Source organism: Chryseosolibacter histidinae (assembly GCF_018598225.1).
Taxonomy (GTDB): Bacteria; Bacteroidota; Bacteroidia; order Cytophagales; family Cyclobacteriaceae; genus Chryseosolibacter; species Chryseosolibacter histidini.
Map to the genome: position 1 here is coordinate 198,301 of NZ_JAHESF010000006.1, position 16,435 is coordinate 214,735.

At 50.0% G+C, this 16,435-nt stretch carries 12 protein-coding genes; 9 read left to right on the plus strand and 3 right to left on the minus strand.

Annotated features, from left to right (window positions below; genetic code table 11):
- Window positions 1-160 precede the first annotated feature (160 nt).
- The 6 genes from KK083_RS08370 to msrA all read left to right on the plus strand — a co-directional run bounded on the left by KK083_RS08370 (window position 161) and on the right by msrA (window position 8,933).
- Window positions 161-1,210 carry a LacI family DNA-binding transcriptional regulator gene (locus KK083_RS08370; protein ID WP_254162411.1) on the plus strand — a complete coding sequence of 350 codons (1,050 nt, stop codon included), beginning with the start codon at window positions 161-163 and terminating at the stop codon, window positions 1,208-1,210.
- 157 nt (window positions 1,211-1,367) lie between these two features.
- On the plus strand, window positions 1,368-3,863 hold the full coding sequence (locus KK083_RS08375) for a glycoside hydrolase family 31 protein (RefSeq protein ID WP_254162413.1): 2,496 nt from the start codon (window positions 1,368-1,370) through the stop codon (window positions 3,861-3,863).
- Window positions 3,864-3,884: 21 nt separating this feature from the next.
- Window positions 3,885-5,417 carry an MFS transporter gene (locus KK083_RS08380; RefSeq protein ID WP_254162416.1) on the plus strand — a complete coding sequence of 511 codons (1,533 nt, stop codon included), beginning with the start codon at window positions 3,885-3,887 and terminating at the stop codon, window positions 5,415-5,417.
- A 79-nt stretch (window positions 5,418-5,496) separates the two neighbouring features.
- On the plus strand, window positions 5,497-6,684 hold the full coding sequence (locus tag KK083_RS08385) for an alpha/beta hydrolase (protein ID WP_254162418.1): 1,188 nt from the start codon (window positions 5,497-5,499) through the stop codon (window positions 6,682-6,684).
- A 218-nt stretch (window positions 6,685-6,902) separates the two neighbouring features.
- The gene (locus KK083_RS08390) at window positions 6,903-8,039 is read left to right on the plus strand and encodes a hypothetical protein (protein WP_254162420.1); all 1,137 of its coding nucleotides are present in this window, start codon (window positions 6,903-6,905) and stop codon (window positions 8,037-8,039) included.
- Between the two features lie 327 nt (window positions 8,040-8,366).
- Entirely contained in the window at window positions 8,367-8,933 is a 567-nt protein-coding gene (gene msrA / locus KK083_RS08395) for a peptide-methionine (S)-S-oxide reductase MsrA (protein WP_254162528.1), read from the plus strand.
- A 238-nt stretch (window positions 8,934-9,171) separates the two neighbouring features.
- On the opposite strand, the gene KK083_RS08400 is transcribed toward msrA, so the two are convergent.
- Together KK083_RS08400 and KK083_RS08405 are read right to left on the minus strand one after the other, a co-directional pair.
- On the minus strand, window positions 9,172-11,145 hold the full coding sequence (locus KK083_RS08400; protein ID WP_254162422.1) for a PAS domain S-box protein: 1,974 nt from the start codon (window positions 11,143-11,145) through the stop codon (window positions 9,172-9,174).
- 8 nt (window positions 11,146-11,153) lie between these two features.
- Entirely contained in the window at window positions 11,154-11,660 is a 507-nt protein-coding gene (locus KK083_RS08405; protein WP_254162424.1) for a YfiR family protein, read from the minus strand.
- Between the two features lie 331 nt (window positions 11,661-11,991).
- Between KK083_RS08405 and KK083_RS08410 the strand changes: the two genes are divergently transcribed.
- Complete coding sequence (locus KK083_RS08410) at window positions 11,992-12,846, plus strand: class II glutamine amidotransferase (RefSeq protein ID WP_254162425.1); 855 nt, start codon at window positions 11,992-11,994, stop codon at window positions 12,844-12,846.
- A 156-nt stretch (window positions 12,847-13,002) separates the two neighbouring features.
- Window positions 13,003-14,199 carry an L-2-hydroxyglutarate dehydrogenase gene (lhgD, locus tag KK083_RS08415; RefSeq protein WP_254162427.1) on the plus strand — a complete coding sequence of 399 codons (1,197 nt, stop codon included), beginning with the start codon at window positions 13,003-13,005 and terminating at the stop codon, window positions 14,197-14,199.
- A 110-nt stretch (window positions 14,200-14,309) separates the two neighbouring features.
- Here the strand turns inward: lhgD and KK083_RS08420 are convergent, their stop codons facing one another.
- A complete protein-coding gene (locus KK083_RS08420; RefSeq protein WP_254162429.1) occupies window positions 14,310-15,044 on the minus strand; it encodes a hypothetical protein in 735 nt (244 codons plus the stop codon).
- Between the two features lie 208 nt (window positions 15,045-15,252).
- On the opposite strand from KK083_RS08420, the gene moeB reads away from it, so the two are divergent.
- Complete coding sequence (gene moeB / locus KK083_RS08425; protein WP_254162431.1) at window positions 15,253-16,407, plus strand: molybdopterin-synthase adenylyltransferase MoeB; 1,155 nt, start codon at window positions 15,253-15,255, stop codon at window positions 16,405-16,407.
- Window positions 16,408-16,435 lie beyond the last annotated feature (28 nt).

A 16,435-nucleotide genomic window follows, 5' to 3' on the forward strand; every position in this document is an offset into this window, starting at 1 on the left:
ACCGTTTGAAAAATAGGTTTTGTGGTAATCCAAAACCTGAAACCAGCAATAAAAATTCACGAAATCGTGCCCGTTAACGAACGCGCAAACGATTGCGATTCTTTATAAAAATTTGTGCAACGGTTGCGGAGATATTGCGAACACGTTTTAACTTGCGTATATGAAATACAATCAAGTAACCATTAAAGACATCGCCCGTGAATTGGGCATCTCTCCCTCCACGGTTTCAAGGGCCCTAAAAGACCATCCCGATATCAGCCCCGAAACCAAAAAAGCGGTCAATGAACTGGCCGAAAAACTCAATTACCAGCCCAATATTGTGGCGCTCAGCCTCCGCCAAAGCAAAACCAACACCATCGGTGTGATCATCCCTGAGCTGGTGCACTTCTTCTTCTCTACTGTTATCAGCGGTATTGAAGACGTAGCCTATAGCGCGGGTTACAACGTGATCATCACACAATCGAATGAATCGCTGCAGCGTGAAAAAACCGACATCAAGGCACTGTTTAACAGCCGTGTAGACGGAATGCTCATCTCCGTATCGCGCGAAACCAATACTTTCGACCACATTGAAGGCATCCTCGCCAAGGGTGTTCCCATGGTGTTCTTTGACCGCGTATATGAGAACGCCAACTCCAGCAAGATCATCGTTGATGACCTCAGCGGCGCCAAAGAAGCAACGCTCCACCTGATCGACCAGGGTTGCAAGCGCATCGCTCACCTGGAAGGACCGCCGAACCTCGAGATCACCAAACAGCGTCTCGAAGGCTACCTCGAAGCATTGAAAGACCATAACATTCCCGTAAACAAGAACCTGATCATGGCCTGCCCCCTGGGAACCATTGAAGAAGGTAAAAAGGCCACTGAAAAGCTGCTGGCGATGGCAGAACCGCCGGATGCGATCTTTGCTACCAACGACCCTGCCGCCATGGGTGCTATGCAGGCTATCAAGGAAGCTGGACTGAAGATCCCTAAAGATATTGCCGTGGTAGGATTCAGCAACTGGTTCTTCAGCGCACTGCTCGATCCGCCGCTGACGTCAGTTGACCAGCCCGGTTTCGAGATGGGCCAGGAAGCCGCCAAACTGCTCATCCGCCAGATCGAGATGAAAACCAAAAACAGCGATATCGACGTACAACCCGAGACGAAGGTTCTTAAAACCCGGCTCGTAGTTCGTGACTCTTCCCTCAAAAAAGGAAAGAAGAAGTAGAATAGTAGAATAGTCGATGGTCCATAGTCCATAGCCGTGCATCGGTTGGATTATGGACCATTGCTTTTTACTTCATTTCCATCTTCTCGAGTAACTCTCCCATACTTACGCAATCGACTATACGTACTGCGCATCCACGGTTTTATCGCGGCATGCCATGGACTATGGACCATCGACCATGGACTTTTATCCCAATTTCCTTACTTTCGAAAAGTTAACCATCCAACATCCATTCTTCATGTCGTCAACCATCCATTCAGTAGTGAGCCAGTCCGTGGGAAAAATAGTACGCTGGCAAAAAGAGCAGGCAGGTATTTCGGGAGAAACAGCAACGGAAAAATTCAGGATCACTTTATATAACGAACACATTGCGCGGGTCAGCATTACACGCGAAAGTGAGCCCGAGACCTTTTCGTATGCAGTGATCGCACAACCGGCAGGTGTTGCATTTCATGTTGAAGAAAGCGACCGCCAGATCACGATCAAGACATCCGCATTCACAATGATCATTGGGAAAGATCCGATGCGCATCAGCTTTCTCAATCCGGCCGGCGAAGTGATCAACGAAGACGATCCTGCCTTTGGCACCAGCTGGAGCGGGGAACAAGTGACTACGTACAAGAAGCTGCAGGAAGCAGAACGGTTTATCGGTCTCGGTGAAAAAACGGGGCCTCTCGACCGGCGTGGCGCTGGTTACACCAACTGGAACACGGATAACTTCGGCTATGGCTCCGGCGCTGATCCGCTCTACAGCACCATACCTTTCTATATCGGCATTCATCACAAACTGGTCTACGGCATTTTCTTCGACAACACCCACAAGACCTTTTTCAATTTCGGCGCTTCCAACAACCGCTTCTCCAGCTTTGCTGCCGACACCGGAGAAATGAATTACTACTTCATACACGGCAGCAATGTGCGCGACATCATCCGGCAGTATACACACCTTACGGGAAGGATGGAGCTCCCTCCGCTCTGGAGCATCGGCTACCAGCAATGCCGTTACAGCTATTATCCCGACAAGGAGGTGCTCAGTGTTGCCAACACATTCCGCGAGAAAGATATTCCCGCCGACACCATCGTGCTCGACATCCACTACATGGAGAAGTACAAGATCTTCACCTGGAGCAAAAAGGATTTTCCCGATCCCAAAGGCCTTATGGAAAAACTGAAAGCGCTTGGATTCAATGTAGTGGTGATGTGCGATCCGGGAATAAAAGTTGAAGAAGGATATCAAACTTATGAAGACGGTGTGAAGCATGACGTGTTCATCAAGTACCCGGACGGGACCTATTATACAGGTCAGGTGTGGCCGGGCTGGTGCCACTTCCCGGACTTCACACATCCCAAAACCAGGGCCTGGTGGAAAGATCAATTCAATGACTATGTGGCCCTGGGTGTTGAAGGTTTCTGGAACGACATGAACGAGATCGCTACCTGGGGAAACATGCTGCCGGAAAATGTGGAGATGGACTTTGAAGGCAACAGGACCACTACACGCAGGGGACGGAACATCTACGGTTTTCAGATGGCGCGAAGCACCTATGAGGCCACCAAGGCGCTGATGAAGAACAAACGCCCCTTCAACCTCACACGGTCAGGTTACTCCGGCATCCAGCGTTATGCTGCCGTATGGACTGGCGATAACGTTGCCTATGACGAGCACATGATGCTGGGCGTGCGCATCGTGAACAGCATGGGGCTGTCAGGCATCGCTTTCGCGGGATATGATGTGGGCGGATTTGTGGGCAACGCCGATTCAAAGCTCTTTGCGCGCTGGGTCTCCATCGGCGCCTTCTCCCCTTTCTTCAGGGGCCACTCCATGATCAACAGTCGTGATTCGGAGCCCTGGGCGTATGGCGAAGAGGTTGAGCAGATCTCGCGCAACTACATCAGGTTCCGCTACCAGCTGCTGCCCTATATTTACGCGCTGTTCCACGAAGCGAGCGAAACAGGAATGCCTGTTCAGCGCTCACTCGCCATCGACCATACACACGATAACAAGGTCTATGACGGACAATTCAATCACCAGTATTTCTTCGGTCCCTCCATTCTTGTGGCACCCGTAGAGAGCAACAAGGACTTTGTAAAAGTTTACCTGCCAGAAGCAGATTCATGGTATTACCTGTACGATGGAAAAAAACACGCCGGAAGCGCCGAGCTCATCCTGGCGTGCCCTATGCACAAGCTTCCCGTTTTTGTCAAAGCCGGCGCCATCATACCCATGCAGCCGCCCACGTCACACACGGGCCAGAAGCCTGAACAATTAATCGTGCATGTGTATGCCGGGCCATCCGCCAGCGACTTCCTGTTCTACGAAGATGACGGCGCTACATTCGATTACCAGAAGAAGGTATTCTCGAAGCGTGTCATCGAATACAAACCCACCGAGCGGAAGATCGTATTCCGCGCGGCGGAAGGAAGTTATCATACACAGTACAAGACCACACGGCTGGTGCTGCATGGTTTCGACGGAGCGATCTCGACAGCACAAGTGAACAAGGAAGTGCGGTCTGTCATTCCGGAAGTGAACAGGTTCTTCGCCGGGCTCGAGAAGTTCGATCCCATTCACGACCCGGAACCTGCCCCGGAAGAACCGGTGCTGGTGATCGAATTTGATTACCACGCGAAGGAGATCGTTGTACAATTTTGAGTTTAACTACCCTGCTATCGAATGAGTACTGCAACCATGACCTTCACCAAACCCAGGCTCAGCTTCTGGCAGATCTGGAACATGAGCTTCGGGTTCCTCGGCATCCAGTTCGGCTTTGCGCTGCAGAATGCCAATACGAGCCGCATCTTTTCAACACTCGGTGCCAACCCTGATGATCTTGCCATCCTCTGGCTTGCTGCGCCGGTAACGGGATTGCTCGTACAACCGCTTATCGGCTACTACAGCGACCGCACCTGGCACCCCGTGTGGGGGCGCCGCAGACCATACTTCGCCATCGGCGCATTGCTGGCATCCATCTCGTTGTGTGTAATGCCCAATTCCTCCTTCTTGTTTATGGCGGCGGGAACACTCTGGATCATGGATGCCTCCATCAACATCAGCATGGAGCCGTTCCGCGCTTTTGTGGGCGACAAACTTCCGCCGTCGCAAAGGACCACCGGTTTTGCCATGCAGAGCTTTTTTATCGGCATTGGTGCCATCGTGGCCTCTTACCTCCCCTATATCTTCAACAGGTTCATGGGCATCTCCAACACCGCAGCGGTTGCCGGAGAGGTAAGTGACAACGTGAAGTATTCATTCTATGCCGGGGCTGCCATGCTTTTTATCACCGTGATGTGGACCGTGCTCAGCACCAAAGAATATCCGCCTGACCCGGCCTTCGAATCGGCGCTGAAATCCAAACAAAAAAAGAACATCGAGAACGAAGGGCTGTATCAGCAGAAGTTCATGAGAACAGGACTGGTGCTGGCCGCGCTGGGCACGCTGCTGTCCCTGGTCATCGCTATGTTTGCGCTTGAAAAGGAGCTTTTTGTGCTGGCAATAGGCCTGGCGTTGTTCGGCGTCGTTCACATCATGGCGTCATACCTCATCCGGCAAAACCGCTCCTATCTCGGCATTGTGCACATTGTAAAGGACTTCAATACCATGCCGCGCACCATGATCCAGCTGGCCTATGTGCAGTTCTTTTCGTGGTTCGCCTTGTTTGCCATGTGGATCTATACCACCCCCGCGGTGACCAGTCATATTTTCAAGACCACCGATCCCCGCTCCGCTGCGTATAACGATGGCGCCGACCTCGTAGGCAAATTGTTCGGCGACTACAACGGCATTGCCGCGCTGGCAGCCATTGCGTTGCCTTTTATTGCGCGTTATACAAGTCGCCGCGTCACTCACCTTATCGCCCTGAGCTGTGGCGGCGTCGGACTCATTTCATTCCTGTTCATTTCAGATCCCGGTATGCTTTGGCTTCCCATGATCGGCGTCGGCATTGCGTGGGCGAGCATCCTTTCCATTCCTTATGCCATGCTCTCGGGCTCACTACCCTCAGAGAAGATGGGTTATTACATGGGGGTATTCAACTTCTTCATCGTGATACCACAGATCGTGGCGGCTACACTTCTGGGATTCCTGCTGAACAAAGTGTTTGGTGGTCAATCCATTTATGTGCTGGTGGCCGGAGGTGTGTCAATGATCGTGGCCGGGCTGTTGAGCTTGATGGTAAATGACCGTGATGAGGTTAATCCGGGGGAGTAAGTTTAAAGTTTAAGGTCTCAGGTTTAAAGTTTAATGTTTAAAGTTGCTGAGCCAATGGCAAGTTGTAAATTGCTGTATCATGCGAGTTTTCTTTTTTCTGCTGGTCGTTTCGTGTAACTGTTTTGCGCAGGACTATTCGTCGTTTACGGCTACTGTTCAGGAGCTTTATACGCTTAAAACTCCAAGCGCAGTAACAGAAGTGTGGAATGAGCTGGTGGAATCCGAAGACATTCCATTGGTGCGCGAAGATTCTGTGGCGTTCCTCTATCGTGGCGAGGCAAAGTCTGTGGTGTGGATGGGTGACTTCAACGGATGGGGCTACCACAAGAATTTCAATAACAAAGGCAAACGGATTCCGAACACGGATCTCTGGATCCTGAAGGCTGCGTTCCCGAAAGATGCCCGGCTCGATTACAAGATCCTGATCGATGATGCCAACTGGATCCTCGATCCTTATAACACAGATCATCAATGGTCCGGCGTAGGCGGTGGAAGCCCCAACTCGGAGCTGCGCATGCCCGGATGGAAGGAAGATCCACTCACTACCACACCGCTCCCGGACATGAAGCGCGGCAAGCTTGAAAAAGACCTGCTGCTCAACAGCCAGGCGCTGGCCTATCAGATAACCTACAGCATCTATATTCCCAGCGGTTACAAACCTTCCAATGTTTACCCGGTGATCTACGTTACGGATGGCTACGAGTACATGCACGATCGCCTTGGCAACATGGTGACCATTCTCGATAACCTCATCCATCTCGGAAAGATCAAACCGGTGGTAGCCGTTTTCATCGACCATCGCGAACCCGTGAACAGGTCTAACAACCGGCGCATGACAGAGCTGGCCATGAATGAAAAATACATGAGCTTCCTTACGGAGGAATTGATGCCACTCATCGAACAGCATTACAGGATCACTAAAGACCCAGCACAACGCGCTGTGATGGGTACCTCGATGGGTGGATTGTCTGCAGCCTATTTTGCTTTCTCCAAACCTGGTCTCTTCGGACTTGCCGGCATCCAATCGCCTGCCTTCTGGTTCAAACCCGAGATCTATACGCTGTGCGATAATCCCGAGAACCCTCCCCTGAAGATCTTCATGACCACCGGCCTCATCCACGATACCGAAGAAGGCGCCCGTAAAATGAAAACCATTTTGGAAAAGAACACCTGCACCTATGTCTACAAAGAAGTGAACCAGGGGCACTCCTGGGGCAACTGGAGGGATTCGATTGATGATATTCTGGTGTATTTCTTCGGAGGTTAGACTCAACCCTTCGAACACCCCTTTATACACACCCCTTTGAGGGTTTTGCAGAGGCGTACGAACTTTAAGAGGCACTGCCTCGTGAAAAGCCCTCAAAGGGTTATATAATAATTCTATATTCTATATTCTTCTAATCAAACCTACATCCTATTTCCCAAATCCCGATTCTGCCGTAAATTCGGCACCTGATTTGATTTCATTCATCAAACCCCTGGTATATGAAAGTACGTTTACTGATCTGGTGTTCCTTTATATTGCTGGCCGCCTGCAGCTCGGGCAAAAAGGCGTATGAACGCGGCGATTATTTTGGTGCGGTTACAAAGGCTATTACACGCCTCAGGCAGAATCCCGATCACTCCAAGACCGTTGAAACGCTCAGAAGCGCCTACCCTTTGGCGGTTGACTTCTATGAGACTCAGGCCAAAAACGAAATTGCTTCCAATTCACCGTTCAAGTGGAAAAATGCCATCCAGTCTTACAGCCAGATCAACTACATGTATGAGCAGATCAGGCAGTGCCCTGGCTGTTTGAAGGTGATCAGCAACCCCAAGAACTATTACGCCGAGATCGGCCCGCTTAAAGAAAAAGCTGCCGATGAAAGTTATAACGCTGGCATTACGGCCCTCATGAAAGGTACCCGTGCCGATGCCAAACAGGCTTATTTCAATTTTAAAGATGCCCAGGCTTTTGTACCTGGCTACAAAGATGTTGTGGAATACCTGGACAAGTCGAAGTTCGAGGCCACGGTAAAAGTGATCCTGGAGCAGATCCCGGTTCCCGCAAGGTACAACCTGAGCGGCGGATTTTTCCAGGACAAGGTTGAAGAATACCTGCATACCAGCTACCCTGACGAAGGCTTTGTTAAATTCTACACGCCACAGGAAGCCAGCAAGGCCAACCTTCCCCAGGCTGACCAGATCATGCGCATCCAGTTCGACGATTTCTCCGTGGGCAACGTGAACATGAAAGAAAAGGAAGAAACGGTATCAAAAGACAGCGTAAAGGTTGGCGAAGCCAAGGTTGAAGGCAAAACCGTTCCCGTCTACAATACCGTAAAAGCAAAGCTTACCACCTATCGCAAGGAAGTGATCTCCACAGGCCTGCTGAGCATGCTCATCGTGGATGCCAAAAGCAACGGCGTGCTTCAGCATAAAAAGTTCAATGGCGAATACAGCTGGGTAAATTCCTGGGCGCGCTACAATGGCGATGAGAGGGCCCTTACCGATCAACAGCTCAACCTCTGCAAACAAAAAGAGATGCAACCTCCTGTGAACCAGGACCTGTTCCTCGAGTTCACCAGGCCGATCTATAATCAGCTGGTGCCGGCGATCAAGGGGTTCTACCAGAACTATTAGAATCGTCCACAGTCCACGGCAGTTGGGGTATAAACTCTTCTGAAATACAGAATCAAGGAGCCCTTTTTCTCGTAGAGGAAGGGCTTCTTAGTTTTTGGAAAGCCTTATTCAGAACTTAACCTGGCTAGGGGAATCTATATGCCGTGGACTGTGGACCGTCGACTGTGGACTTTTTCATCCAGGCCAATCCAACAGAACTATTTTCTACGTAAATAGGGTTATTGATAAAAAAATAATCACATGCGACTCGCTATTGTCTCATTGGCTGCATGCCTGATGGTCGCCGGAAGCTCCTGCGGCCAGAAAAATAAACAGGAGGAAAAAACCATGGTAAACGAAGTGTCAAACAACGCGGCACTGGAAACAGCCACCTTTGGATCAGGGTGTTTCTGGTGTACCGAAGCGATCTTTTTGAATGTTGATGGGGTAAAGAAGGTAGTATCCGGCTACATGGGTGGTAAAGTGAAGAATCCCACCTACAAAGAAGTCTGCAGCGGACTGACAGGCCATGCTGAGGTCATTCAGCTGACGTATGATCCGGCCGTTGTAACGTACGAAGAACTGCTGGAGATCTTCTGGCAAACCCACGACCCCACTACCCTCAACAGGCAGGGAGCGGACGAAGGCACGCAATACCGCTCGGTTGTATTTTATCACAACGATGAGCAAAAACGGCTGGCTGAATTTTACAAGAAAAAGCTGGATGAAGCCAAGGCATTTGACGGCCCTATCGTCACTGAGATCACCAAGGTGAGCGACTTTTACAAAGCTGAAGACTACCATCAAAATTATTATAACCTAAATAGCAACGCTCCATACTGTTCATTTGTCATTCAGCCGAAATTGCAGAAGTTTAAGAAAGTGTTTAAAGAAAAATTAAAAAAAGAGATTTAAGCCGCTGAATTTTCAAAAAAATCTAAAATAATTATGAAACTAATCATCTAAACCTGCGTTATAAATACTTGAGTAGAGTAATTCTTCTCATAGGTTTAGGTTTAGGTAACAAAAAAGCCCAGAGACGCTGGGCTTTTTTGCATTTATGGCCACTGGTGAAATCTCGCGGCAATTGATCGGCAATAAAAAAAGCCTGCAGCATTCACTACAGGCTCTTCGGTTGAGTTTTTAAGTTCTGTTATGACACTGTGACCTTGCCGTTTACTTTCAGTGAAGTAATATCGTAAGCGATCTTCAGCACTTTGGTCACTACACCTGCTTTGTTCTTCACAGGCGAATAAGACGCCTTCAGCCACACTTCTTCACCGTTCTTGTTGATACGTTTAAAGTCGCCACGGTTTACACGGCCTGAAGCCAGGTCGCGCCAGAGGTTCTTATAACTATCGGTGCTTCTTTCTTCTTTCGGTACAAACAGCCTGTGGTGTTCACCCACGATCTCTTCGGCCTTGTATCCCATCAGGTCGAGGAAGTTATGGTTAGCCTTCAGCACCACACCTTCAACGTCGAACTCCACAACGGCCATGGTATCGTTTATTACCCTCATGGTACCTTCTACTTCTGCCTGGCCGCGTTGCATTTCTTCCTGCGTTGCCTGGAGCTCTTCCATGTTCTGGCGCATTTCCTCTTCCTGGGCGCGCATCTGTTCGGTCATCTCCTGAGACTCTTCCAGCAGGCGCTGGGTCTTGGCGTTGATCTTCACAGACGAGATGGTAGAAGCAATGCTCTCTGCGATCTTCTGAACAAACTCCATTTCGTAATCCTGGAACACTGTAAAAGAAGCGATCTCCACCACACCGAAGATCTGGTCGTTGACCTTCAGCGGCACGATGAGCACGCTGGTAGGGTTGGCGTCGCCCAGCCCTGACGTGATCTTGATATAGCTCTGAGGAACTTCGGTGAGGTATACGATGTCTCCCTCCTGCCACGCCTGACCCGCAAGGCCTTCGCCTCTGTGGATCTTGTGGTTGAGGAACTTCTTCTTATCCCACGCATAGCAGGCCTTCATAGACATGCTGGGCTCGCCATCGTCTTCGGTATCGTCAACAATGTACAACGCACCCTGATTGGCCTTGAGGTACTTCACCAGGTTGCCAATGATCTCGTCAGCCAGCTTCAGCAGGTCGCTGTTATTGGTCCGGAGAATTTCACCGAACTTCGCCTGGCCCTCAGTGGCCCAGTTGCGTTTCTTATCATCTTCCGCAACCTTGGAAAGGTTATCACGCATATTGATCAGCGCGTTACCGAGAACGTCGTGCTGGCTCAACGGTTTAAAGTCTGACTGGTAATTTCCATTACCGATATTCTCCGCAAAGAAGGTAGTAGCCTTCAGACCATTCACCAGGCTGTCCATCGCTACGGCCATATCGCCGATCTCGTCGTTGTTGAACTTGGTCTGCTTGTCTTCCACCAGCTCTCCTTTGCCCAGCTTCACCACGATATTCTTCAGGAAGTTCACCGGTTTGGTGATGGAGAGTACAAGGTAAATAGCACTGATGATGGCAATGGCCAGGAACACACCACCCAGCATGAGGGTCAGTGTCTTCAGCCTGTCGATAGAATCGATCACTTCTATATCCGATTTCGCGGTAAGCTCATTCTGCTTTTGCGCGATAAAGGCGAGTTTTTTGATCAGCGTATTGGTAATGGGAATAACCTCGCTTTCTATGGAGTTCTCGGCCATGAACTTCACCGTAGGATCTTCATAGTTCTCGAAGGTCTGCAGGTTGGCCATGATCGACTGGCGCTGGATGTTGATCAGTGAATCGAAATTATTGAACACTGTATCCATCCTCAGCTTCTGGTCAGGGGCCCAGTTCACCGCAAGCTGTTCGATCTGCTTTCTCAGGGCGGGGTAGTCCGTTTCCTGGAGCTGACGCAATGCGTTTTTGTCTTCCTGGTTGGTCTGAAGGTATACCCAGTTGGTGACCAACATCCTTGAGCGGGTTACCAGGAGGATAAACTCGTTCACAGCATCTTTTGAAGGCCTGTAATTGTCCTTTGAGCTCTTCACAACATTGTCGATGGTGTTGCCATTACCAAAGATGATGGACACGACAAGGATGAACAGCGCAATGAGAACGATAAAACTACCTAGGATTTTATTCCCGATCGTTAACCGAAAGCGAAACTTCTTCTTTTCTTTTTCTTCCATAGTGGGGTTTAGATCAAAATCGCCATACTGGTGAGTGTATTTGAGATCTTTAAGTTATGCTTGCTGGCTGCAGCCTGATTTAACTCAAAGGCTAATTTACCATCTTTCATGATAAAGTTGATGTGACTGCCCTTCGTTCCCAGTCCCGGTTCTTCCGTGATCACGAGCACTGGCTGAACACCAACTTTCCCCATCACATCGGCCAATTGTGCAGAATGTGCTGCAGGAATAAACAGAATATTACATTTCCTGATCTCGGCCACTGAATTGATCCGCGTGATCTTGATGGAGCGATCCCCTACCTTCTTACCCTGCGTTCCCTGCCTGAGCTCTTCTGTGATCGGTGAATCGCCCAGCACGAAGATCTCAAAATCACCCTGACTGGATTCGTCGGGCCAAACCACATGCCGTGTAAAACTGAATATATAAACCGAATGCATTCTATAGCTCTGGGCCTGAACGCAGATGATGCTTGTCATCAGACACAACAGGATGAGTGGGGCGCTCTTTCTCATGATCCGGTAATTATAACAAGTTTCTTAAAAGCAAACAAAATTAACCCCCTGCACGCTGTAAAAAGTGCATATTCTCGAAATTTCTGACACTAGAACAGGATGGACAGGATTTACAAGATTCGCAGGATGGACCAGGATTAACCAGGATTAAAGATTCACGGGATCAGTCAGGATCTAATGGATTGACAGGACGAACAGGATTGGTCTTAATTAAATATTATGGGCTTTCCTGATGACCCCGGGCATTTATCCTGTCAATCCTGAAAATCCTTTAATCCTGGTTTTTATTTAGAAGGAAAGCCACTAACTTTTAAAATTAAATTACCCTGCTATGTGCCGACTAATGGCTTACCTGGGCTCGCCCATTATTATTGATAAACTGCTTTATCAACCAAAAAACTCACTTGTTAACCAGAGTATCAATGCCAAAGAGCTGGAAGAGCCTTTGAATGGCGACGGCTTCGGTCTTGGCTGGTACGCACGGGAAGTAAACTTCGAGCCCGTGACCTTTGTGTCGGTGCACCCGGCGTGGAGTAACCGCAACCTGCGCAACCTCGCGCCCAAGATCCGCACCGACTGCCTCATCGCGCACGTCCGGGCTGCCAGTGTGGGAGAAGTATCGGAGTCAAACTGCCACCCCTTTCAATACAAGAACATGCTGATGATGCATAACGGTGGTGTTGAAAATTTCTCCAACATAAAAAGGAAGATCCGCGAACCGTTGACCGATGAGCTTTATAACTGGATCAAAGGACAAACAGACTCAGAGCACATCTTCGCTTACCTGCTGAACGACCTGTTCCGGAACCACAAGACGCTCAGTCCCGAAGCCGTGGTCGATGCCTTTGAGAACACCTTCAAAGCGCTGAAAAAAATGATGGCTGAAAATAATATCCACGAGGCCGCCTACCTGAACATGGTGGTGACCAACGGACTGTTCATTGTGGGCACACGTTATGTCACAGACCCCAAAGAAGAACCCCTCACCCTCTATCACTCTGAAGGAAGCCGTTATGTGGTGGAAGACGGCGTCACACAGATGATGGCCCCGGAAGACGATGACCAGGCAGTGCTGGTGGTATCTGAAAAACTCTCCGACGACAAAGACTGGACTCTCATACCACCAAACCACTTTGTTATTGTAGACAATACGCTGAATGTAAGGATCAGGGCGATCAAGGCTTAAATCAGTTTGCCGGTTGCCAGTTGCCGGTTTAGAGAATAGTATACATCATTTGTGGGCTTAGTTCAGAATTCAAAAGTGCTTCTGTATAGTACTGAACTGGCAACCCGTAACTGGCAACTGGCAACTTTTGTGTAGTTTCGCAGGAAATTCATCCTTGTGAAATACGACATCATTATCGTTGGCGGCGGAATTGTAGGACTGGGCACGGCGCTGAACCTCATCAACAGCAATCCCAGGTACAAGATCCTGGTGCTTGAAAAGGAGCCACAGCTGGCATCACACCAGACCGGCAACAACAGCGGCGTGATCCACTCAGGCCTGTACTATAAGCCGGGAAGCCTCAAGGCCCGCAACTGTATCCATGGCTACAACCTGCTGGTGGACTTCTGCCGCCAGAATGATATTCCTTTCGAGCTCTGTGGCAAGATCGTGGTAGCCACCGACGAGCAGGAACTTCCGTTGTTAAAAAATCTCTATGACCGCGGCCACCAGAACGGCCTGAAGAATTTCAGAATGCTGCGCAGCGAAGAGCTGAAAGAATACGAGCCTCACGTAACAGGCCTGGCCGGATTTTTTGTTCCCCAAACCGGTATCGTAGACTATAAGGTGGTTGCCGAGAAATATGCCGAGCTGATCCGCCAGAAAGGAGGCGTGATCAACCTGGGTGAAAAGGTCACGGACATCAAGCTTGAATCCGCTGCCGTAACTGTGGTCACCACACGTTCCAGCTACAGCAGCTCGCTGATCGTCAATTGCGCCGGCCTCTACTCAGACAAGATCGCCAGGCTCACCACACCTGACCTCAATGTGAAGATCATTCCTTTCAGGGGCGAATACTACAAGCTGAAGAAAGACAAAGAATACCTGGTCAAGAACCTCATCTATCCTGTACCCGATCCGAACTTCCCTTTCCTGGGTGTTCACTTCACCCGCATGATGAAAGGTGGCGTCGAGGCTGGTCCCAACGCCGTGTTGGCTTTCAGTCGCGAAGGATATAAGAAATCAGACATCAACCTGGGCGAGCTGTCAGAGACCCTGGCATGGCCTGGATTTCAGAAAGTAGCCAGGAAATACTGGAAAACCGGGATGGGTGAAATGTACCGCTCATTCTCGAAGGCAGCCTTCACCAAAGCCCTGCAGAAGCTGATCCCCGAGGTACGGGAGACAGACCTCGTTGAAGGTGGTGCCGGCGTACGCGCGCAAGCCTGCGATCGCACGGGAGGCCTGGTGGATGACTTCCTCATCGTTGAAAAACAGCAGGTGATCAATGTCTGCAACGCACCCTCGCCGGCGGCTACGTCTTCGTTAGCGATCGGAGAAACGGTGGCTGCGCTGGCGATGAAGAGAGTTTGAAAAGGTACGAGGTACGAGATACGAACTACGACAGCTCGGTGCATTCATCGTACCTCGTAATTCGTACCTCGTACCTTGTAAATGTTAAGCGTTAGACCGCTGTACTTGGGCTAGAATATGCTCATCACGACTCCACCCTGCAATCCCCACACATTTACCTGCTGGTAGTAGCGCTGAAATACGGCGCCGGCGGTGAGGTAGCCGTGAAGTTTGCCACGTTCGAAGAAGCCGTAGCGGAAGTGAGCACTGACCTCTTTGCGCGCTTCCGAACCACGATACTCGGCTACGCCACCCAGTTTGCCGAAAGGTTTGATCTGCACCCCTGCTGTCCACTCCGGATATGACTGTCGCATCTCATAAGCTTCAGTGATCACACCGCCCCCCACACGAACCGTAACATCCCTTGTGGTAATAAAGTTGAGCTGCAATACCTGCCATTCATTGGTGCGCAGGTGTTTGACGCCGTCGAAGTCTTCTTCAAGGATATAGTTGAATCTGAAATCGGTGGAGAACAACCCCCAGTTTGCACGCAGACGCGGATTGGCGATATAATAACTGGATGGCTGCGCGGCTACCTGGAGCATGGCATCAAGCGAGATGATGGACGGGATCTCGCGCTTGCGGCTCACAGCATGCTGCTGGGCGTTGATCACTTCCACGAACATGAACTGAAAGAAGAAGTCGATCATAAAGCTACCGGAGCTACCGGATCCTCCGGAGGAGCCTCCGCTCCCGATCTCGCGTGATCCTTTTGACTTGGATGCACTTTTGATCTCGTCGACCTGTGCCCGGGTTGTGCCGGCGAGCACCAGGAATACAAGGATGATGAGTAGAATGCGGGTCATGGGGTACAGGTTTTAAGGGACCAAGCAACAATTTTGGAGCCAAAGTCTTGGAGATCAGGTATGCTGCGAAAGTAGAGATGATTGATTTCGGAGTTTTGTGCTTCGCATCATGAAAGGTACGGGGTACGAATTACGAGGTACGATAAATCCAGGATCGGGCATCGTACTTCGTATCTCGTACTTCGTACTTCTTTACTAAATTGGCGTCATGTCATTGACCTCCGAAGAGCTTAAACGATATAGCCGTCACCTGGTTTTGCAGGAGTTTGGGATGGCGGGGCAATTGAAACTGAAGCATGCGCGGGTGCTGGTGGTGGGCGCTGGCGGTCTGGGCTCGCCGGTATTACTTTACCTGACAGCAGCCGGCATCGGCACCATTGGTATTGCAGACCATGATACCATAGACATCTCCAACCTGCAGCGACAGGTACTGTTCATCACAGCATCGGCAGGCGAAAGCAAGGCGCTGGCTGCGGAGAAAAGATTACAACAGCTGAATCCGCTCGTGAGCTTCCGGGTACATCCTGTAAAGCTCACCTCGCAGAATGCACTTGACATCCTCAAAGATTATGATGTGGTGGTGGATGGCACCGACAATTTTGCCACCCGTTACCTGCTCAACGATGCCTGTGTGCTGCTCGACAAACCCCTGGTCTATGGCTCTATCCTGAAGTTCGAAGGGCATCTGGCGGTGTTCAATTGCCCAAAAAGTGACGGAAGCCGAAGTCCCAATTACCGCGATCTTTTTCCGGAGCCTCCTGCCCCCGGAAGTGTGCAGAACTGCGAAGATGCGGGTGTCATTGGCGTGCTGCCAGGCATTATCGGCACCATGCAGGCCAACGAAGTCATTAAAATAGTGACAGGCACAGGCGAACCCCTGGCTGGTAAACTGCTGATCTTTGACAGCAATTCCATGGAACAGACCCTGATCACCGTACCTGGCAGGAATTCCCGGAACGCCATTAAAACTTTAATCGATTATGATGATTTTTGTGGCATAAGTCCGGATAAAAATAAATCTTTGGACGTAAAACAAACCCAAAACATGAAAGAGATCACCGTACAGGAATTGAAAAAGCTTAAGGATTCAGGAGCTGATTTTCAGCTGATCGATGTACGTGAGCCCCATGAGTACGATATCTGCAATCTCGAAGGAGAACTGATCCCGATGTCAGAGATACCCTATAATGTCGACAAAATTTCGAAGGATAAACAAGTAGTGATCCACTGTCGCAGCGGCAAACGTAGTGGCGACATGCTCTTGTGGCTCGAGAAGAACCACGGCTTCAGCAACCTCTACAACCTCAAGGGTGGCGTACTGGCCTGGGCCAAAGAGATCGACCCGACCTTTCCAACGTATTAAATTAAGTACGAGGTACGAAATACGAGGT

Coding starts and splice junctions, on each gene's coding strand:
- KK083_RS08370 (WP_254162411.1), top strand. CDS start 161: ATGAAATACAATCAAGTAACCATTAAAGACATCGCCCGTGAATTGGGC.
- KK083_RS08375 (WP_254162413.1), top strand. CDS start 1,368: ATGGACTATGGACCATCGACCATGGACTTTTATCCCAATTTCCTTACT.
- KK083_RS08380 (WP_254162416.1), top strand. CDS start 3,885: ATGAGTACTGCAACCATGACCTTCACCAAACCCAGGCTCAGCTTCTGG.
- KK083_RS08385 (WP_254162418.1), top strand. CDS start 5,497: ATGCGAGTTTTCTTTTTTCTGCTGGTCGTTTCGTGTAACTGTTTTGCG.
- KK083_RS08390 (WP_254162420.1), top strand. CDS start 6,903: ATGAAAGTACGTTTACTGATCTGGTGTTCCTTTATATTGCTGGCCGCC.
- msrA (WP_254162528.1), top strand. CDS start 8,367: ATGGTAAACGAAGTGTCAAACAACGCGGCACTGGAAACAGCCACCTTT.
- KK083_RS08400 (WP_254162422.1), bottom strand. CDS start 11,145: ATGGAAGAAAAAGAAAAGAAGAAGTTTCGCTTTCGGTTAACGATCGGG.
- KK083_RS08405 (WP_254162424.1), bottom strand. CDS start 11,660: ATGAGAAAGAGCGCCCCACTCATCCTGTTGTGTCTGATGACAAGCATC.
- KK083_RS08410 (WP_254162425.1), top strand. CDS start 11,992: ATGTGCCGACTAATGGCTTACCTGGGCTCGCCCATTATTATTGATAAA.
- KK083_RS08420 (WP_254162429.1), bottom strand. CDS start 15,044: ATGACCCGCATTCTACTCATCATCCTTGTATTCCTGGTGCTCGCCGGC.
- moeB (WP_254162431.1), top strand. CDS start 15,253: ATGTCATTGACCTCCGAAGAGCTTAAACGATATAGCCGTCACCTGGTT.